A 19589-nucleotide genomic window follows, 5' to 3' on the forward strand; every position below is an offset into this window, starting at 1 on the left:
TGAGCCCGCGGCCGGCCACGAATCGTTCGGGCCGGCCGGCCGGCGGGCTGGCGGATGGCACGGACCATCCGCTGTTCATCTTGTTATGCGCCGACCACGATCGGCTTGGCCAGGTTCGGGCGCAGGGTGTCGGCCGCGCTAGCGGGAGCGACACCGGCCTCGAACTCGGACCGGAAGTATTTGATGGCACTGCCCAATGGCTCGACGGCACCCGGTGCGTGAGCACAGAAGGTACGGCCTGGGCCGAGGAAGTTGACCAGACCCAGCAGGGTCTCGATGTCTTCGGCGCGGCCCTGGCCTTTCTCCAGGGCGCGCAGCATCTTCACGCTCCATGGCAGGCCGTCACGGCACGGGGTGCACCAGCCGCAGGATTCGCGGGCGAAGAACTCTTCCATGTTGCGCAGCAGCGAAACCATGTTGATGCTGTCGTCGACCGCCATGGCCAGGCCGGTACCCATGCGGGTGCCGACCTTGGCGATGCCACCGGCGTACATCTGCGCGTCGAGGTGCTCGGGCAGCAGGAAGCCGGTGCCGGCGCCGCCTGGCTGCCAGCACTTGAGCTTGAAGCCGTCGCGCATGCCGCCGGCGTAGTCTTCGAACAGCTCGCGGGCGGTGACGCCGAACGGCAGTTCCCACAGGCCGGGGTTCTTCACCTTGCCGGAGAAGCCCATCAGCTTGGTGCCGTGGTCCTCGCTGCCTTCGCGGGCCAGCGATTTGTACCAGTCGTTGCCGTTGGCGACGATGGCCGGCACGTTGCACAGGGTCTCGACGTTGTTCACGCAAGTCGGCTTGCCCCACACGCCGACGGCGGCAGGGAAGGGCGGCTTGGAGCGCGGGTTGGCGCGGCGGCCTTCCAGCGAGTTGATCAGCGCGGTCTCTTCACCGCAGATGTATCGGCCGGCGCCGGTGTGGACGAACAGCTCGAAGTCGAAGCCCGAACCGAGGATGTTCTTGCCCAGCAGGCCTGCGGCCTTGGCTTCGTCGATGGCGCGGTTGAGGTTCTTCGCCGCGGTGGTGTATTCGCCGCGCAGGAAGATGTAGCCGCGGTAGGCCTTCAGGGCGCGGGCGCTGATCAGCATGCCCTCGACCAGCAGATGGGGCTGTTGCTCCATCAGCATGCGGTCCTTCCAGGTGTTCGGCTCCATTTCGTCCGCGTTGCACAGCAGGTAGCGGATGTTCATGGATTCGTCTTTGGGCATCAGGCCCCACTTCACACCAGTGGGGAAGCCTGCGCCACCACGGCCCTTGAGGCCGGAGTCCTTGACGCTCTGGACGATGTCGTCGGCGGACATCTCGGCCAGTGCCTTGCGGGCAGCGGCGTAGCCGTTCTTCGACTCGTACTCGGTCAGCCAGACCGGCTCGCCGTCGTCGCGCAGGCGCCAGGTCAGCGGGTGGGTTTCGGCCGAGCGCGCGATGCGGTTGGCCGGGCCGAAGGAAGTGATGGTCATACGTAACCCTCCAGCAGCTTGGAGACGCCGGCAGGCTGCACGTCGCCAAAGGTGTCGTCGTCGATCATCAGCGCCGGGGCCTTGTCGCAGTTGCCCAGGCAGCACACTGGCAGCAGGGTGAAACGCCCGTCCGCGGTGGTCTGGCCGAGGCCGATGCCCAGCTCGCTCTGGATCTGGCTGACTACCGACTCATGGCCGCCGATGTAGCAGACCATGCTGTCGCACACGCGGATGATGTGGCGGCCGACCGGCTGGCGGAAGATCTGGCTGTAGAAGGTGGCCACGCCCTCGACGTCGCTGGCGGGAATGCCCAGCACTTCGCCGATGGCGTAGATGGCGCCGTCCGGCACCCAGCCGCGCTCTTTCTGGACGATCTTCAGGGCTTCGATGGACGCCGCGCGCGGGTCCTCGTAGTGGTGCATCTCGTGCTCGATGGCCGAGCGCTCGGTTTCGCTCAGGGCGAAACGGTCGGTTTGGATAAGCGTGCTGTTCATGCTTAGCGGTCCACGTCAGCCATAACGAAGTCGATACTGCCCAGGTACGCGATCAAGTCCGCGACCATGCTGCCTTTGATCACCGAAGGGATCTGCTGCAGGTGCGGGTAGCTCGGGGTACGGATCCGGGTGCGGTAGCTCATGGTGCCGCCGTCGCTCGTCAGGTAGTAACTGTTGATGCCCTTGGTCGCCTCGATCATCTGGAACGACTCGTTGGCCGGCATGACCGGGCCCCACGAGACTTGCAGGAAGTGGGTGATCAGGGTCTCGATGTGCTGCAGGGTGCGCTCTTTCGGCGGCGGCGTGGTCAGCGGGTGATCCGCCTTGTACGGGCCTTCCGGCATGTTGCGCAGGCACTGGTCGATGATGCGGATACTCTGGCGCATCTCCTCGACGCGGACCATGCAGCGATCGTAGGCATCGCCGTTGTGGGCCAGCGGTACTTCGAACTCGAAGTTCTCGTAGCCGGAGTAGGGGCGCGCCTTACGCAGGTCGAAGTCGCAGCCGGTGGCACGCAGGCCGGCACCGGTGGTACCCCATTCCAGGGCTTCCTTGGTGTTGTACGCGGCGACGCCGATGGTACGACCCTTGAGGATGCTGTTCTTGAGCGCGGCCTTCTCGTACTCGTCGAGGCGCTTGGGCAGCCATTCGACGAAGTCCTTGACCAGCTTGTCCCAGCCACGCGGCAGGTCGTGGGCGACGCCACCGATGCGGTACCAGGCCGGGTGCAGGCGGAAACCGGTGATCGCTTCGATCACGGTGTAGGCGCGCTGGCGGTCGGTGAAGGTGAAGAACACCGGGGTCATGGCGCCGACGTCCTGGATGTAGGTACCCAGGAACAGCAGGTGGCTGGTGATGCGGAAGAACTCGGCGAGCATGATGCGAATCACGTCGACTTTCTGCGGCACCTTGATGCCGGCAAGCTTTTCCACCGCCAGGACGTACGGCAGGTTGTTCATCACCCCGCCGAGGTAGTCGATACGGTCGGTGTACGGAATGAAGCTGTGCCAGGACTGACGCTCGGCCATCTTCTCGGCACCACGGTGGTGGTAGCCGATGTCCGGTACGCAGTCGACGATCTCTTCGCCGTCCAGCTGCAGGACGATACGGAAGGCACCGTGGGCCGAAGGGTGGTTCGGGCCGAGGTTGAGGAACATGTAGTCCTCGTTGGCGCCGTGGCGCTTCATGCCCCAGGCTTCCGGGTTGAAACGCGCCGATTCCTCTTCAAGCTGCTGCTTGGCCAGGGTCAGGCTGTAGGGGTCGAACTCGGTGGCGCGGGCCGGGTAGTCCTTGCGCAGCGGGTGACCTTCCCAGGTCGGCGGCATCATGATGCGGCTCAGGTGCGGGTGGCCGGCAAAGTCGATGCCGAACATGTCCCAGACTTCGCGCTCGTACCAGTTGGCGTTCGGCCAGATGCCGGTCACGGTCGGCAGGTTCAGGTCGCCTTCGCTGAGCGACACCTTGATCATCACGTCGCTGTTACGCTCGACCGACAGCAGGTGGTAGAACACGCTGAAATCGGCGGCAGGCAGGCCACGGCGCTGGGTGCGCAGGCGCTCGTCGACGCCGTGCAGGTCGTACAGCATGCTGTACGGCTTGGCGACGCCGCGCAGGAAGCTCAGCACTTCCTTGAGCTGGGCACGTTTTACCCACAGGACCGGCATGCCGGTGCGGGTTTCCTGGGCGACGAATGCGTCGGCGCCAAAACGGTTGTGCAGTTCGACGACCACATCCTGGTCGTCAGCCTTGTAGGGCGGAATATAAATAGCGTTGTCCGCTGTCATGGTCTCGGTCGCTTTGGGTCAGCGTTAAGAATGAAGCCAGGCCGCCGGCTCCTTCGGGAGCGGGCGGCAGGTCGCTGGATCAGACTTCGTCGGGGCTGCGCAGGTTGGTTACCGCAATGCGCTGTTCACGACGCAGGTCTTTCTGGGCGGGCATCTCGGCACGGTAGATGCCTTGATCACCAACCACCCAGGAAAGCGGGCGTCGTTCTTGGCCGATCGACTCCTGCAGTAGCATCAAACCTTGCAGGAATGCCTCGGGGCGCGGCGGGCAGCCAGGCACATAGACGTCCACGGGGAGGAACTTGTCGACCCCCTGAACGACCGAGTAGATGTCGTACATGCCGCCGGAGTTGGCGCACGAACCCATGGAGATGACCCACTTGGGCTCGAGCATCTGCTCGTACAGGCGCTGGATGATCGGCGCCATTTTGACGAAGCAGGTACCGGCGATGACCATGAAGTCGGCCTGACGCGGCGAGGCCCGGATGACTTCGGCGCCGAAGCGGGCGATGTCGTGGGGTGCCGTGAAGGCCGTGGTCATTTCCACGTAGCAGCAGGAAAGGCCGAAGTTGTACGGCCAGAGGGAGTTCTTGCGACCCCAGTTGACCGCGCCACGCAGCACATCTTCGAGTTTCCCCATGTAGATGTTCTTGTGGACCTGGTCTTCCAGCAGTTGATCGGTGACGGTTTCCCGCTCACCGACCGGATACTGCTCGTTGGGTGCGTCCGGATCGATTCTGGTGAGATTGTATTGCATGCCAAAGCCTCATTGTTTCAGCTTCGCTTGCCGCTTGCGGCGACCTTCGGGAGCCCAATCGAGCGCCCCGACGCGCCATAGGTAGACAAGACCTGCCAACAGAATTGCTATGAAAATGAGAGCTTCGACGAATCCGGTCCAGCCGCTTTCGCGGACGGACACAGACCATGCATACAGGAAGAGGGCTTCGATATCGAAGATCACGAACAGCATCGCGACCAGATAGAATTTGGCGGACAGGCGCAGGCGGGCGCTGCCGACGGGCAGCATGCCGGATTCGAAGGGTTCGTTCTTGGCGCGACCCCAGGCCTTGCTACCGAGCAGGCTGGACAGGCCGAGCATGAAGGCACACAGGCCGACGACACCCAGGAGGAAGATGGCAAAGCCCCAGTTGTGGGCGATGAGTCCTGCCGAATCGGACATGCTAGAAATCCTTATACAGAGACCCAGCTCTGCAGTCTGAAATAAAGTAGAGCGGCGACGTGGTGTCGCAGACGCAGTGACCAAATGTCGCAGCTGAATCAATCGCGCTGATTTTATGGGTAAACCCAGTGCAAGTAAAATTTCCGTTGCAAATTTATTCGTAGGTTTAAGAACAAAAATCTTTCGTAACTGGCTGAAACCCTTGAGTTTCGGGCATTGCGCGCGGATTTGTTAATTATGTTTCTTACCCCGCGTAATGACGGGCTAGTTGCGTAATGATAATTAATATCATTTAACCTGAGCTGTAATGTTTTGGCTGTTCTGGCCCTTGCAAAGTTCATCTGCCGAGCGTCCCCTCTTGCAAATGCGAAAAACTCTCGTTCTAGCAGCTTCCGGCACTGTGCGTACCGCTCTGGATCAATACTTTGTCGCTTGCATCGCGGCTGACCGACGCGGCGATCAGCCCCTGGCCGAGCCAGTAGAAGAGGATGATCAGGTACTCGGCGGCGGCGAACGGGCTGACGAAGCGGTCGATGCCGATCAGGCTGTCGGAGAATACGAATGCACAGGCGCCCAGCGCGGCCAGGCCACCACAGGCCAGGGCGCGCCAGAGCATGGCGCCGATGGTCAGGGCGTACAGGGCCACGGGGATCAGCAGTGGGCCCAGGCCATGGTCGGCGAGCACGCCGAACAGCGAACCGCCTATCAGCACGGCGAAGGCCAGGGCCGGGTAGGCCGGGCGTCGCGTGAGGCTGCAATAGCCGCGCAGGTAGGCCAGGTGTGCGCAGAGAAATGCCGCCAGGCCGAACACAAAGAGGTCCCGAGGGATCGCCAGAAGGATGTCGCCGAGCACCGAGAAGGCTAGGCCGAGGATGATCCAGTGGCGATAGGGTGTGGCGGGGAGGGTGCTCAGCCAGGCAATCAGGGCGAGCACCGGAATGGGTTTGACCAGCAGGCCGAGCAGGGCATTGTCGCTGGCCAGCGCATATAGATAGAAGGCGGCGGCTGCGACGGCGACGATGAGTAGGTGGCCAGGGCGGGGCATGGGCAGTCCTTGCTGTGGGGTAGCCACAAGCTTAGACCTGATCCCTGATTTTGCTCTGGCCTGTGCCGGCCCTTTCGCGGGTAAACCCGCTCCCACCGGTTTCGCGCAATGCCTGTGGGAGCGGGTTTACCCGCGAAGAGGTCGGTGCAGGCAAAAGAAAGCCCAGGAACCTTGCGGAACCTGGGCTTGCTGTTCAGCTCACCGAACTCAGTGGAACTGCTCTTCCTCGGTCGAGCCGGTCAGTGCGGTCACCGACGAAGCGCCACCCTGGATCACGGTGGTCATGTCGTCGAAGTAGCCAGTACCGACTTCCTGCTGGTGCGCCACGAAGGTGTAGCCTTTGCTCGCGTCGGCGAATTCCTGCTCCTGCAGCTTCACGTAGGCGGTCATGTCGTTGCGGGCGTAGTCGTGCGCCAGGTTGAACATGCCGTGCCACATGTTGTGGATGCCGGCCAGGGTGATGAACTGGTGCTTGTAGCCCATGGCCGACAGCTCGCGTTGGAACTTGGCGATGGTGGCGTCGTCCAGGTTCTTCTTCCAGTTGAAGGAAGGCGAGCAGTTGTACGACAGGATCTGGTCCGGGTATTCCTTCTTGATCGCCTCGGCGAAGCGACGGGCTTCTTCCAGGTCCGGCTTGGCGGTTTCGCACCAGATCAGGTCGGCGTACGGGGCGTAGGCCAGGCCGCGGGCGATGGCCTGGTCGAGGCCGGCGCGTACCTTGTAGAAGCCTTCACGGGTACGCTCGCCGATCACGAACGGTTGGTCGTACGGGTCGCAGTCGCTGGTCAGCAGGTCGGCGGCGTTGGCGTCGGTACGGGCCAGGATGATGGTCGGCACGCCCGAGACGTCGGCGGCCAGACGCGCGGCCACCAGCTTCTGTACGGCTTCCTGGGTCGGGACCAGGACCTTGCCGCCCATGTGGCCGCATTTCTTCACCGAGGCCAGCTGGTCTTCGAAGTGCACGCCGGCGGCGCCCGCTTCGATCATGTTCTTCATCAGCTCGTAGGCGTTCAGCACGCCGCCGAAACCGGCTTCGGCGTCAGCCACGATCGGTGCGAAGTAGTCGATGTAGCCATCGTCGCCCGGGTTCTTGCCGGCTTTCCACTGGATCTGGTCGGCGCGGCGGAAGGCGTTGTTGATGCGCTTGACTACGGTCGGTACCGAGTCGACCGGGTACAGCGACTGGTCGGGGTACATCGACTCGGCCGAGTTGTTGTCGGCGGCAACCTGCCAGCCGGACAGGTAGATGGCCTGGATGCCGGCTTTTACCTGCTGCACTGCCTGGCCACCGGTCAGGGCGCCCATGCAGTTGACGAAATCTTTTTCTGGGCGGAAGGACGGGTGGGCACCTTCGGTGACCAGCTTCCACAGTTTTTCTGCGCCTTGGCGAGCAAAGGTGTGCTCTGGCTGCAGCGAGCCACGCAGGCGAACGACATCAGCGGCGGTGTAGGTACGGGTCACGCCTTTCCAGCGCGGGTTTTCGGCCCAGTCTTTCTCGAGGGCTGCAATTTGCTGTTCGCGTGTCAGTGCCATGGAAATAAACCTCGTCGCATCGATCTTGAGTGTAATTGTGCTGATGCTCGGATACGCGGATCAGAAGCCAGGCGGCTGTCCTGTCCGGGGGAGTGCGGCGGCGAACGCAGGAGGCTCGAAGGGGAAGGGTTGTGCAGGCCAGGCGAAGGTGTGCCCTGCAGGTCGGCTCGTGGTTGCCTTGCTGCGGTGCGACGCGATTGCCAGAACTGCGGTGATGCGCTTCCGTCCCTCGGGACAACTTCTTCGTTGCAGTCGCAATCCCGTCGAACCGCCTTGTGGGCCGTATGGACACGAGGTGCCTCCACGGTGGGAGGAGCGCACCTCGAAGACCCTTGCCAGGGCCTCTGATTAGCGGGAGCGAGGCCATCATGCCCTTGCCGAAAAGAGCCTGTCAAATGTTTTGTAGTGCTTTTTCCAGCTTACTACATCTTTGGTCTAATGCGACTTGGTGGTCAGTTTCAAGGCCTTTGGTCGAGGCCTTGAATTGCCTGGGTTCAGTCGAGAAGGTCGACTTTCACCCGCAAAGTCATGTTTTCACCGCGCTGGGTGCTGTAACTGAGGCTTGACGCGCTGCGTTCGGATTGGCTCTGCTGGTTGAACCCGGCCAGGGTGATCCACTCGCCGAGCTTGCCGGTGACGGTCGTGTCGGTGCTTTGCACTTTCACTACATCGGCACGTTCCTGGCTCATTCGATCATTATTGGTGCTGATTTGCAGACGAACCGTGTCGCCGCTCAGGCGTGGCGTGACGTAGAAGCCCTGGGTCACATTGCGGTATTCGGTGTTGCTCTGGATGCGCCCGTAACCGTCGGTGGCGGTGCTGGTGACGGGGATGCTCTGGCCCACCTGGATCAGTGCTGGCTGACCGTCGTTGGCCTGCACCTGCTGCATGCCGCCTTCGCGGTTGGCGGTGCCGTAGCGGATCACGCGTGCGTTGCCGCGGTTGTCCTGGAAGTTGCTGTCGTTGTTGTCGACGCTGATCAGCAGGCGTTTGGGCGCGGTGTCGAGCTGTTGCAGCAAGGCGCGCAGGTCGTCGATGCGTTCCTGGCTGGCGTTGACGATCAGCTTGTCCTCGAAGGTGCTGACGCTGCCGTCCTTGCCCAGGAACGACTGGGCGGCAGGCAGCAGTTCGGCGCTGCTGCGGTGTTGCAGGGGGATGACCTCGGTGGCGGCCTGGGCGGTGAGGCTGGCGGCCAGCAGCAGGGAGGCGAGCAGGGGGCGTAGCGGCATGTCCATGATCTCCGCGGGTGGAATGGACATGATGGCAAATTTGCGTGCAACTTGCCGTGCGGATTGACGGTGGCTGCTGTCAGACAAATTCCGTACCATCGCGCCCTCGATTTTCAGGCTTATTACCCATTGTCTCGACAGCGTGGGAGCGGGCATGCCCCGCGATGGCGCCATCGCGGGGCAAGCCCGCTCCCACGCTATAGACCTCGAGGCTGTTTACAGGACCTCCATGAAACCCGCCCGACTTCGCGCCGACCTGCTCGCCGGCCTCACCACTTCCTTCGCCCTGGTGCCGGAATGCATCGCCTTCGCCCTGGTGGCGCACCTCAATCCGTTGATGGGGCTGTACGGCGCCTTCATCATCTGCACCCTGACTGCCTTGTTCGGCGGCCGTCCCGGCATGATTTCCGGCGCCGCCGGCTCCATGGCGGTGGTGATCGTCGCCCTGGTGGTGCAGCACGGCGCCCAGTACCTGCTGGCCACGGTGCTGCTCGGCGGGGTGGTGATGATCCTGTTCGGCGCGTTGCGCCTGGGCAAGCTGGTGCGCCTGGTGCCTTACCCGGTGATGCTCGGCTTCGTCAACGGCCTGGCCATCGTCATCGCCCTGGCCCAGCTGGAGCACTTCAAGGATGGCGAGCACTGGCTCAGCGGGACGCCCCTGTACCTGATGATCGGCCTGGTGGCGCTGACCATGCTGGTGGTCTACGTCCTGCCGAAGCTGACCCGGGCCGTGCCGCCGGCGCTGGTGGCGATCCTCGGTGTCGGCCTGCTGGTCTACCTGCTCGGCCTGCCGACCCGCACCCTCGGCGACATGGCCCATATCGCCGGTGGCTTGCCGCACCTGGCCCTGCCGGAGATACCCTGGAACCTCGAGACCCTGAAGATCATCGCGCCTTATGCATTCCTGATGGCCATGGTCGGTCTGCTGGAAACCCTGCTGACCCTCAACCTCACCGACGAGATCACCGAGAGCCGAGGTTATCCGGACCGCGAGTGCGTGGCCCTGGGCGCGGCCAATATGGTCTCGGGGCTGTGCGGCGGCATGGGCGGCTGCGCGATGATCGGCCAGACCGTGATCAACCTCAGCTCCAATGGCCGTGGGCGCCTGTCGGGCGTGGTGGCCGGGGTGATGATCCTGCTGTTCATCCTGTTCCTGTCGCCGCTGATCGAGCGTATTCCGCTGGCCGCGCTGGTGGGGGTGATGTTCGTGGTGGCACAGCAGACCTTCGCCTGGGCCTCGCTACGGGTGTTGCACAAGGTGCCGGTGAGCGATGTGCTGGCGATCATCGCGGTGACCGTGGTCACGGTGTTCACCGACCTGGCCATGGCGGTAATGTTCGGTATCGTCATCGCGGCGATCAACTTCGCCTGGCAGCATGCGCGGGAGCTGTACGCCGACAGTCATGTGGACGCCGAGGGGACCAAGCATTACCAGGTGCATGGCACCCTGTTCTTTGCCTCGACCACGCCGTTTCTCAACCAGTTCGATCCGGCCAATGATCCGGCCAGGGTGACCTTGGACTGCCAGCATTTGAGCTTTGTCGATTATTCGGCGATAGCTGCGTTGCAGACCTTGCGCGAGCGGTATGCCAAGGCCGGCAAGCAGTTGCGGGTGGTGCACCTGTCGGAGCGCTGCAAGAAGCTGCTTAAGCGGGCGGGTGAGCAACACTGAAGGCACGATACCTGTAGGAGCGGCCTTGCGCCGCGAAAGGGCCGCAAGGCGGCCCCGGCGATCTTTGCCCAACACTGAAATCCTGGGGCCGCTTCGCGACCCTTTCGCGGCGCAAGGCCGCTCCTACAGAGGGCGTGCTCCCTACGACTCCCCGCGATTCTTCTTCACGATGGCATCGGCGATGCTCGCAGGTGCTTCGGCATAGCGGGTGAACTCCATCGAGAAACTGGCCCGACCCTGGGTCATCGAGCGCATCGAGGTGGCGTAGCCGAACATCTCGCCCAGCGGCACCTCGGCACGGATCACCTTGCCGGCCGGAGTCTCGTCGCCGTCCTGGATCATCCCCCGGCGCCGGCTCAGGTCGCCGAGGATATCGCCCTGGTACTCCTCGGGCGTCACCACCTCGACCTTCATCACCGGCTCCAGCAGCACCGCGCCGCCTTTCTGCGACAACTGCTTGGTGGCCATCGAAGCGGCGATCTTATAGGCCATCTCGTTGGAGTCGACGTCGTGGTACGAGCCGTCATACACCGCCGCCTTGAGGTTGATCAGCGGATAGCCGGCGAGCACGCCGTTCTTCATCTGCTCCTCGATGCCTTTCTGGATCGCAGGGATGTACTCGCGTGGCACCACGCCGCCGACGACTTCGTTGATGAACTCGAGGCCTTCCTTGCCTTCGTCGCCCGGGGCGAAGCGGATCCAGCAATGCCCGTACTGGCCACGCCCGCCGGACTGGCGGACGAAGCGGCCTTCGATCTCGCAGGTGTTGCGGATCTTCTCGCGGTAGGCCACCTGCGGCTTGCCGATGTTGGCCTCGACGTTGAACTCGCGGCGCATGCGGTCGACGATGATGTCCAGGTGCAGCTCGCCCATGCCGGAGATGATGGTCTGGCCGGTCTCCTCGTCGGTCTTGACCCGGAACGACGGGTCTTCCTGGGCCAGCTTGCCCAGGGCGATGCCCATCTTCTCCTGGTCGCCCTTGGTCTTGGGCTCCACCGCCACCGAGATCACCGGGTCGGGGAAGTCCATGCGTTCGAGGATGATCGGCTTGTCCATGTCGCACAGGGTGTCGCCGGTGGTGACGTCCTTCATGCCGATCAGCGCGGCGATGTCGCCGGCGCACACGTCCTTGATCTCGGCGCGCTGGTTGGCGTGCATCTGCACCATGCGGCCGATGCGTTCCTTCTTGCCCTTGACCGAATTGAGCACGGCGTTGCCGGAGCTGAGCACGCCAGAATACACCCGGGCGAAGGTCAGGGTGCCGACGAACGGGTCGGTGGCGATCTTGAACGCTAGGGCTGAGAACGGCTCGTTGTCGTCGGCGTGACGCTCCAGGTGTTTTTCCTCGTCGTCCGGGTCGGTGCCCTTGATCGCCGGGATCTCGCTGGGGGCGGGCAGGTAGTCGATCACCGCGTCGAGCATCAGCGGCACGCCCTTGTTCTTGAACGACGAGCCGAGGATGGTCGGCACGATCTCGTTGGCGATGGTGCGCTGGCGCAGGGCGGCCTTGATTTCCTCGGTGGTGAATTCCTCGCCTTCGAGGAACTTCAGGGTCAGCTCTTCGTTGGCATCCGCCGCCGCCTCGATCATGTGGGCACGCCATTCGTCGGCCAGGGCCTGCAGCTCGGCGGGGATCGCTTCTTCGCGGTAGCTGGTGCCCTGGTCAGCGTCGTTCCAGTAGATGGCCTTCATTTTCACCAGGTCGATCTGGCCGATGAAGTTTTCCTCGCTGCCGATGGCCAGCTGGATCGGCACCGGATGGTGGCCCAGGCGCTGGTCGATCTGCTTCACCACCCGCAGGAAGTCGGCGCCCTGGCGGTCCATCTTGTTGATGTAGGCCAGGCGCGGCACATGGTACTTGTTGGCCTGGCGCCATACGGTCTCGGACTGCGGCTCGACGCCGTCGGCGCCGCTGAACACCACCACCGCGCCATCGAGCACGCGCAACGAGCGTTCGACCTCGATGGTGAAGTCGACGTGGCCGGGGGTGTCGATGATGTTGAAGCGGTACTTGTGCTCGAACTGCTTGGTCGAGCCTTGCCAGAAGGCCGTGGTGGCCGCCGAGGTGATGGTGATGCCACGCTCCTGCTCCTGGGCCATCCAGTCCATGGTCGCGGCGCCGTCGTGCACCTCGCCCATCTTGTGGTTGACCCCGGTGTAGAACAGGATTCGCTCGGTGGTGGTGGTCTTGCCGGCATCCACGTGGGCAACGATACCGATGTTGCGGTACAGCTCGATAGGGGTCGTGCGGGCCATGGTCGGATCACCTGTGGGTGAGGATTCTCCCAAGGTAGCAGAGCGGGAGAATCCTGCCGGGGCGACCGTCAGTCGGCGAGCACCTGCAGCTGCCACTGGCCTTCGCTTTCGCGGGCCAGGCCGCTGGCCGGCAGCAGGGCCAGCAGGCGTTCGTGCAGGGCGGTATCGGTGAACGACTTGAGGGTGGCCATGTCCAGGGCGCCGACGGTGATCAGCTCGGCCTTGGTGTAGGACAGCCAGGCCTTCTTCAGCGCCATCAGCACATCGCTGCCGGCGGTGCTGGCGAAGCGCCGGTGCAGGGTGCGGCCTTCCAGCTCGAAGCTGTGACGGTGCTCGTAGCCGTTCTCGTCGCCATTGCCCTCGACGCAGCGGTGGCAGCGGCAGGGGCCGTCGCCGAAAGCGTTGCGCAGGTAGGCGTTGAAGTCCACGACGGGCTTGAGGGTCAGGCGTTTGTCGACCTCGAACAGGTCGGCGATCAGGGGTTGTTCGGCGCTCACTCGGTATCCTCGCGTGGTGTGGCGTGCATCGCCGGGCACCCTAACAGATCAGGGCAGGGGAGGCCATGCTCGATGGCGGGCGTGGGAGCGGGCTTGCCCCGCGATGAGGTCGGTAGAGACAACCGGGAACGCCTGCCGTACTCTACGCGCCAGCAATCCAACCCTTCAAAACCGAGGTAACCCCGCTTGAGCAACAAGTACCCCTACACCGCCACCGTGACCATCAGCGCCGAAGACCGTGGGGGCGACACCGAGGCCTCGGAGAACACCAACATGCGCGTGGGCCTTGAGGCGGTGACCGAGGTGCTGAAGAAGGTGCATTTCGTCGGTACGCTCGGGGCGCCGGAAAAAGGCGCCACGCACATCTGCGTCACCTTGGAGAACGGCCTGAGCTACTACGGCCCGATCGTCAACGGCCACGCCGAGCTCGAAGGCGGCTGGATCGCCTTCGAATGTGACATGCCTATCCCGGAAGAACTGGGCCTGTAACCCTCAGCCCAGCTCCATGAGGCACTGCTCGAGGATATCCAGGCCTTCCTCGAGCACCTCGGGTTCAATGGTCAGCGGTGCCAGCAGGCGGATGATATGCCGCGCCTTGCCGCTGGGCATCAGCAACAGACCTCTGCCGCGCGCCGCCTCCAGCACCTTGGCCAGTTGCGCCGGTGCAGGGCTACCGTCCGGGTTGACCAGCTCCAGCCCGCGCATGGCCCCGGTGCCGGTCAGGCGACCGAGCGCGGCGCACCTTCCCGACGCTTTCCAGCGCGCATGGCGCGCCACGATGGCCTGTTCCTGCCGTTCGCCCCAGGTGGTTATATTGGCGTCGGTCATCTGCTCCAGGCTCGCCAGTGCCGCCGCGCAGGCGATCGGATTGCCCGAGTAGGTCCCGCCCAGCCCGCCCTTGGGCAGCGCGTCCATGATCGCCTGCCGCCCGACCACCGCGCCCAGCGGCATGCCGCCGGCGATGCTCTTGGCCAACAGCAACAGGTCCGGCTCGATACCCAGCCGGGGGAAGGCGAAGCGCTGGCCGGTTCGGCCGAAGCCGGACTGGATCTCGTCGATGATGATCAGGATCCCGTGCTCGTCGCAGAACCGGCGCAGGACCCGGGCGAAGGCCGGGTCGAGGGCGAGGAAGCCGCCTTCGCCCTGCACCGGCTCGAAGATGAACGCGGCCACGTCCTCCACCGCCAGTTCCACGCTGAACAGGCGCTCCATGGCCGTGAGCGCCTGCTCGCAGCTCACCCCGGTGTCCGCGCTGGGGTAGGGCAGGTGAAAGACCGGGCCGGGCAGTTCGCCCACGCGCTGCTTGTACGGGGCGACCTTGCCGTTCAGGTTGAGGGTGGCCAGGGTACGGCCGTGGAAACCACCGTCGAAGGCGACGATGGCCCGTTTGCCGGTGGCGCCGCGGGCGACCTTGAGGGCGTTCTCCGCCGCTTCCGCGCCGCTGTTGGTCAGCATGCCCGCCAGCGGGTAGCTGAGCGGGACGAACTGGCGCAGGCGTTCCATCAGTTCCAGGTAGGGGCCGTGGGGCGCGGCGTTGAAGGCGTAGTGGGTCAGGCGCGCGGCCTGCCGCTGGATGGCCTCGACCACCGCCGGGTTGCAATGGCCCAGGTTGAGCACGCCGATACCGCCGACGAAGTCGATGTAGCGCTTGCCGGCGGAGTCCCAGACTTCGGCGTTGCGGCCGTGGGAAAGGGTGATCGGGTGAACGATGGCGATGGACTGGCTGATACTTTCCTGATTCATCTGCACGCGGCCTGTTGTTCGAGTCAGGTCGTATCCAAGCGTGGCGGGGATATATCCGGCAAACGAATTATTCGATTGCCGTCATTCGTTTTCTTCCTGAACTTGATGCGTAGCCTGTGCCGCCCTCGGGGCCGCACTCATTGGCGTGGAGTGGGCAGGGCGCTACCATCGGCAGTCAGCCTCCTTCCCAACTCCAACAAGCCAAGGACGCGTATGACCGAGCAAACCCTCTCCCTGCAACAACTCGCCGCCCCTGATGGCACCTGCTATGGCTGTGGGTGCTCCCACCCCAGCGGCCTGCATGTGCAGAGTCACTGGGATGACGACGGCGTCCACCTGCTGTGCCGTCATTCCCCCGACCCGACCTTCATCGGCTGGCCCGGCCTGGTCTACGGCGGCCTGCTGGCCATGCTGGTCGATTGCCACTCCAACTGGACCGCCATGGCCCATCACTACCGCGCCGAAGGCCGCGAGCCCGGTAGTCTGCCGCGTATCGACTGCGTTACCGGCCAACTCAGCCTGACCTACCTCAAGCCCACCCCGATGGGCGTCGAGCTGCTGCTCAAGGCGCGGGTCGAGGGCGAAGTGGGGCGCAAGAGCCGGGTGATCTGCGAAGTCTGGGCTGGGGATGTGCTGACCGTTACCGCCGATTCAGTGTTCGTACGGGTCGATACCGAGAAGCTCAAGCGCCAGGCCCACGGCGACGCCTGAACCTTGCACCGGTTGGGAGGGGCTGGCATTGTCGAGGGTGATCCGGATGCCCGACAGGATGTTGCCATGCCCTACCAGATCCGCCCGGCCCGCAGCGACGATTGTGCAGTCCTGAGCCACATCGGCCAGGCCACCTTCGCCCTGGCCAGCCCGCCCGACAGCACTCCGGCGGCGCAGCAGCACTACATCGCCCACAACCTGCAGCCCGAGCATTTCCAGGCGCACCTGTGCCACCCGCACAAGCGTCTATTGGTGGTCGAGCAGGATGGCCAGGTCCTGGGCTATAGCATGCTCGACCTGGCGCCCGGTGAGCTGGGGATCGCCGCAGCCGATCATCTGGTGGAGATTTCCCGCTGCTATGTACTGCCCGCCGCCCACGGCACAGGTGCCGCGCAGTCGCTGCTCGAGGCTACCCTGGCCCACACTGGTGGCTCGGTCCGCCTGACTGTCAATGAACTCAACGCCAGGGCCATCCGGTTCTACGGGCGCAATGGCTTTCGCAAGGTGGGCGAGGCGATCTTTCCCTGCGGTGACGAGCGGCACCGAGACTGGGTGATGGTCAGGACGCCCGGCAGTCTTTAAATTGAGTCCCTCAACCTTCAGGGCGCGAACATGACCGATCTTTCCGTATTCCCCATCACCCGCAAATGGCCGGCCCGGCATCCCGAGCGCCTGCAACTGTATTCGCTGGCCACGCCCAACGGCGTCAAGGTCTCGATCATGCTCGAGGAGATCGGCCTGCCCTACGAGGTGCACAAGGTCAGCTTCGACAACGACGACCAGCTGAGCCCCGAGTTCATCTCCCTGAGCGCCAACAACAAGATTCCGGCAATCCTCGATCCCGATGGCCCTGGTGGTCAGCCGCTGCCGTTGTTCGAGTCGGGGGCGATCCTGCAGTACCTGGCCGAGAAGAGCGGGCAGTTGCTCAGCCAGGATCCTGCCCAGCGCTACCAGACGCTACAGTGGCTGATGTTCCAGATGGGTGGCATCGGGCCGATGTTCGGCCAGGTGGGGTTCTTCCACTTCTTTGCCGGCAAGGAATACGAGGACAAGCGGCCGCGGGATCGCTACGTCAATGAGTCCAAGCGCTTGCTGGGCGTGCTCGACCGCCATCTGCAGGGGCGCGAGTGGATGGTCGATGCATACAGCATCGCCGATATCGCCATCTTCCCCTGGGTGCGCAACCTGGTGGAGCGTTACAACGCGCGCGAGTTGGTGGGGTTCGATGAGTTCAAGGAAGTTCAGCGGGTGCTGGCGAAGTTCGTCGAGCGCCCGGCGGTCCAGCGCGGGCTGAAAGTGCCGAGTTAAGCAGCTATCCGCGATCCTGTGGGAGCGGGTTTACCCGCGAATGCGGCGGTGAAGCCAGCATCGCATTCGCGGGTAAACCCGCTCCCACAGGCGATGCGCATGGCTCAAAACAACTGGTTCAGCAGCCAGTACAAGCACCCGGCCAGCAACATCGCCGCCGGCAAGGTCAGCACCCAGGCCATCAGCAGGTTGACCAGCGTCTTGCGTTGGATCCCCGACCCATTGGCCACCATGGTCCCGGCCACGCCCGAACTCAGCACGTGGGTGGTCGACACCGGCAGGCCGAACATGTCCGCCGCGCCGATGGTGCACATCGCCACCACCTCGGCCGAAGCGCCCTGGGCGTAGCTCAGGTGGGTCTTGCCGATCTTCTCGCCCACCGTCACCACGATGCGCCGCCAGCCGACCATGGTGCCCAGGCCCAGGGCGATGGCCACCGCCACCTTGACCCACAGCGGGATATAGCGGGTGGCGTCGTCCAGTTGGCGCTTGAACAGTTGCACATGGCGGCTGGTGTCGGCGTCGTAGCGGGCCAGTTGGTGCTTGTCGATCAGGCGGATGGCCTCGCTGGTCAGGTACATGTCGTTGCGCACGTTGGCCATGGCCTCGGCCGGCACGCGCTTGAGCGAGCCGTAGCCTTTGACTTCCTCGCCGATCATGCCGGTCAGCGCGGCCAGCGCCGGGAGCAGCTCGGCGCTGGCCCTGGGCTCGGAGATGAACGCGGTCAGCACCTGGCGCGGATCGGCCGGCGCGGGGGCTGGCGCGGCGCGCACCAGGGCCTGGCGGGTGACCTCGGCGACCGCCGAGAACTGCAGGGCCTGCTCGTTGGGCATGGTCTTGTTCAGCGCATAGGCCATCGGCAGGGTGCCGACCAGGATCAGCATGATCAGGCCCATGCCTTTCTGGCCATCGTTGGAGCCGTGGGCGAACGACACGCCGGTGCAGGTGAGGATCAGCACGCCACGGATCCACCAGGGGGGCGGTGTCTGGCCTTCTGGCGCCTGGTACAGCTCGCGGCGCTTGACCAGCGCGCGCAGGGCGAGCAGCAGCAGGGCGGCGCAGGCGAAGCCGATCAGGGGCGAGAACAGCAGGGCATAGCCGACCTTGCTGGCCTGGGTCCAGTCCACGCCGCTGGTGCCGTCGCGCCCGTGCATCAGCGCGTTGGCCACGCCGACGCCGATGATCGAACCGATCAGGGTGTGCGAGGACGACGCCGGCAGGCCCAGCCACCAGGTGCCGAGGTTCCAGATGATCGCCGCCAGCAGCAGGGCGAAGACCATGGCGAAGCCGGTCGACGAGCCGACCTGCAGGATCAGCTCCACCGGCAGCAGGGCGATGATGCCGAAGGCCACCGCGCCGCTGGAGAGCAGCACCCCGAGGAAATTGCACAACCCCGACCAGACCACCGCCACCGGCGCCGGCAGCGAATGGGTGTAGATTACCGTGGCCACGGCGTTGGCGGTGTCGTGGAAGCCGTTGACGAACTCGAAGCCCAGGGCGATCAGCAGGGCCAGGCCCAGCAGCAGGAAGGGGGTGACGGTGGTGACCACGGTGCCGCTGGCGCTGACATCCTGCTTGAGGCTCCAGAAGGTGTAGGCCAGGCCGGCCAGCAGCAGGCCGAAGAACAGGGTGAGGGTGGCGCGTCCGGGTTTGTGGGCAAGGTGAGGGCGCGGGCTGGGCAGGGTCAGGTCGGACTGGCTGGCCAGGGACGGGGTTGCCATGAGGGCTCCGGTTGGCGTCGGGCGGTGGTGCCGAAGGTATTCAGCATAGAAACAATTCGTTACCAGGGCGTGACCTCGATCAATGAAGGCCCTAGGCTGTCTGGGGAACGATGTCGCAGGAGTGCCGCATGATTCGCTGTAAACGCGTCTACGAGGCGGCCGGGGACGAGGATGGCCAGCGCGTGCTGGTCGATCGTCTGTGGCCGCGCAACACGCGCAAGGAAGACCTGAACGGGCAGTGGCTGCGCGAAGCGGCGCCGTCCGACGCGCTGCGCAAGGCGTTTCACGCCGGCGAACTCGACTTCGCCGGGTTCACCCGGCGCTACCAGCAGGAACTGGCCGCCCACCCCGAGCACTGGTACCCGCTGCTGGATCTGGCCGGCAAAGGCGACCTGACCTTGCTGTACGCCGGCAAGGACACCGAACACAACAACGCCCAGGTCCTGGCCCGGTGGCTCGAGGACGAACTGGAGCGCCGTGGCCCGGCCAGTTCGCCGGTGTGCTATGCCCCTTGAACTGATTCCCGCCAGCGACGAACACCTCACGTTCGCCCGTGACCTCACGCGCCGCGCCATGCTGCCGTATTACCGCGAATTCGATCTGTTGTGGATCGAAGAAGCCTTCGACGAAGCCTGGGGCTGGCGCGAACAGTGGCTGGTGGTCGAGGACGACCGGGTGCTGGGCTTTTGCAGCCTCAGCCAGGACCGCCAGGCGCTGTATATCCGCGAGTTGCACCTGTTGCCCGAGCAGCGCGGCCGGGGAGTGGGAGGCTGGGTGCTGGAACAGTTGGCCGGCTGGACCGCGCAGCGTGGGTTGCCGTGGCTGCGGTTGATGGTGTTCAGCAGCAATCCGGCGCGGCGCCTGTACCAGCGCCGAGGGTTCGTCGAGGTCGGGATGGACGAGTGTTTCGTGCGGATGCAGCGCCCGGTGCCCTGACGCGATCCTGTGTAGGAGCGGCCTTGCGCCGC

The 19589-nt window shown here is 64.4% G+C and carries 19 protein-coding genes; 7 read left to right on the forward strand and 12 right to left on the reverse strand.

The annotated features are described in order from the left end of the window. Positions 1-83: 83 nt before the first annotated feature. From nuoF to VUG52_RS09915, 8 genes are all read right to left on the reverse strand, one after another. Entirely contained in the window at positions 84-1448 is a 1365-nt protein-coding gene (nuoF, locus tag VUG52_RS09880; protein ID WP_050706492.1) for an NADH-quinone oxidoreductase subunit NuoF, read from the reverse strand. After that, positions 1445-1942 carry an NADH-quinone oxidoreductase subunit NuoE gene (gene nuoE, locus VUG52_RS09885; protein ID WP_012313767.1) on the reverse strand — a complete coding sequence of 166 codons (498 nt, stop codon included), beginning with the start codon at positions 1940-1942 and terminating at the stop codon, positions 1445-1447. Before nuoE ends, nuoF begins: the two co-directional genes overlap by 4 nt. A gap of 2 nt (positions 1943-1944) precedes the next feature. After that, positions 1945-3726: an NADH-quinone oxidoreductase subunit C/D gene (gene nuoC, locus VUG52_RS09890; RefSeq protein WP_050706490.1), complete on the reverse strand. Its 1782-nt coding sequence runs from the start codon at positions 3724-3726 to the stop codon at positions 1945-1947. Positions 3727-3805: 79 nt separating this feature from the next. Beyond that, the gene (locus VUG52_RS09895; RefSeq protein ID WP_008096180.1) at positions 3806-4483 is read right to left on the reverse strand and encodes a NuoB/complex I 20 kDa subunit family protein; all 678 of its coding nucleotides are present in this window, start codon (positions 4481-4483) and stop codon (positions 3806-3808) included. A gap of 9 nt (positions 4484-4492) precedes the next feature. Continuing rightward, positions 4493-4906 carry an NADH-quinone oxidoreductase subunit A gene (locus VUG52_RS09900; RefSeq protein ID WP_028692461.1) on the reverse strand — a complete coding sequence of 138 codons (414 nt, stop codon included), beginning with the start codon at positions 4904-4906 and terminating at the stop codon, positions 4493-4495. A gap of 382 nt (positions 4907-5288) precedes the next feature. Continuing rightward, positions 5289-5951, reverse strand: coding sequence for a lysoplasmalogenase (locus VUG52_RS09905; protein ID WP_050706489.1), 663 nt, complete (start codon positions 5949-5951; stop codon positions 5289-5291). Between the two features lie 207 nt (positions 5952-6158). Further along, positions 6159-7484 (reverse strand): isocitrate lyase, encoded by a 1326-nt coding sequence (gene aceA / locus VUG52_RS09910; RefSeq protein WP_050706488.1) that lies wholly within the window; start codon positions 7482-7484, stop codon positions 6159-6161. 494 nt (positions 7485-7978) lie between these two features. Next, the gene (locus VUG52_RS09915) at positions 7979-8743 is read right to left on the reverse strand and encodes a secretin N-terminal domain-containing protein (protein ID WP_262974551.1); all 765 of its coding nucleotides are present in this window, start codon (positions 8741-8743) and stop codon (positions 7979-7981) included. Between the two features lie 199 nt (positions 8744-8942). Between VUG52_RS09915 and VUG52_RS09920 the strand changes: the two genes are divergently transcribed. Continuing rightward, a complete protein-coding gene (locus VUG52_RS09920) occupies positions 8943-10385 on the forward strand; it encodes a SulP family inorganic anion transporter (protein WP_050706486.1) in 1443 nt (480 codons plus the stop codon). 141 nt (positions 10386-10526) lie between these two features. On the opposite strand, the gene fusA is transcribed toward VUG52_RS09920, so the two are convergent. Beyond that, entirely contained in the window at positions 10527-12641 is a 2115-nt protein-coding gene (gene fusA, locus VUG52_RS09925; protein ID WP_050706485.1) for an elongation factor G, read from the reverse strand. 68 nt (positions 12642-12709) lie between these two features. Then, a complete protein-coding gene (locus VUG52_RS09930; protein WP_050706484.1) occupies positions 12710-13138 on the reverse strand; it encodes a hypothetical protein in 429 nt (142 codons plus the stop codon). 186 nt (positions 13139-13324) lie between these two features. Here VUG52_RS09930 and VUG52_RS09935 point away from each other — a divergent pair, with 186 nt between their 5' ends. Next, positions 13325-13627, forward strand: coding sequence for a hypothetical protein (locus VUG52_RS09935; RefSeq protein WP_262952684.1), 303 nt, complete (start codon positions 13325-13327; stop codon positions 13625-13627). Between the two features lie 3 nt (positions 13628-13630). Here VUG52_RS09935 and VUG52_RS09940 read toward each other — a convergent pair whose 3' ends face one another. Continuing rightward, positions 13631-14881 (reverse strand): 2-aminoadipate transaminase, encoded by a 1251-nt coding sequence (locus tag VUG52_RS09940; protein ID WP_262974552.1) that lies wholly within the window; start codon positions 14879-14881, stop codon positions 13631-13633. Positions 14882-15094: 213 nt separating this feature from the next. On the opposite strand from VUG52_RS09940, the gene VUG52_RS09945 reads away from it, so the two are divergent. From VUG52_RS09945 to VUG52_RS09955, 3 genes are all read left to right on the forward strand, one after another. Then, positions 15095-15592 (forward strand): PaaI family thioesterase, encoded by a 498-nt coding sequence (locus tag VUG52_RS09945; RefSeq protein WP_050704732.1) that lies wholly within the window; start codon positions 15095-15097, stop codon positions 15590-15592. Between the two features lie 66 nt (positions 15593-15658). Further along, the gene (locus tag VUG52_RS09950) at positions 15659-16174 is read left to right on the forward strand and encodes a GNAT family N-acetyltransferase (RefSeq protein ID WP_050704733.1); all 516 of its coding nucleotides are present in this window, start codon (positions 15659-15661) and stop codon (positions 16172-16174) included. A 30-nt stretch (positions 16175-16204) separates the two neighbouring features. Further along, on the forward strand, positions 16205-16900 hold the full coding sequence (locus tag VUG52_RS09955) for a glutathione S-transferase N-terminal domain-containing protein (RefSeq protein WP_262974553.1): 696 nt from the start codon (positions 16205-16207) through the stop codon (positions 16898-16900). Positions 16901-17004: 104 nt separating this feature from the next. Here VUG52_RS09955 and VUG52_RS09960 read toward each other — a convergent pair whose 3' ends face one another. After that, positions 17005-18621 carry an inorganic phosphate transporter gene (locus VUG52_RS09960; protein ID WP_262952678.1) on the reverse strand — a complete coding sequence of 539 codons (1617 nt, stop codon included), beginning with the start codon at positions 18619-18621 and terminating at the stop codon, positions 17005-17007. A gap of 128 nt (positions 18622-18749) precedes the next feature. On the opposite strand from VUG52_RS09960, the gene VUG52_RS09965 reads away from it, so the two are divergent. Both VUG52_RS09965 and VUG52_RS09970 read left to right on the forward strand, forming a co-directional pair. Beyond that, positions 18750-19136 carry a DUF488 domain-containing protein gene (locus VUG52_RS09965; RefSeq protein WP_262974554.1) on the forward strand — a complete coding sequence of 129 codons (387 nt, stop codon included), beginning with the start codon at positions 18750-18752 and terminating at the stop codon, positions 19134-19136. Further along, the gene (locus VUG52_RS09970) at positions 19126-19557 is read left to right on the forward strand and encodes a GNAT family N-acetyltransferase (protein ID WP_050704737.1); all 432 of its coding nucleotides are present in this window, start codon (positions 19126-19128) and stop codon (positions 19555-19557) included. Before VUG52_RS09965 ends, VUG52_RS09970 begins: the two co-directional genes overlap by 11 nt. Positions 19558-19589 lie beyond the last annotated feature (32 nt).

The organism is Pseudomonas sp. LH21, from assembly GCF_036549575.1.
Lineage (GTDB): Bacteria > Pseudomonadota > Gammaproteobacteria > Pseudomonadales > Pseudomonadaceae > Aquipseudomonas > Aquipseudomonas peradeniyensis.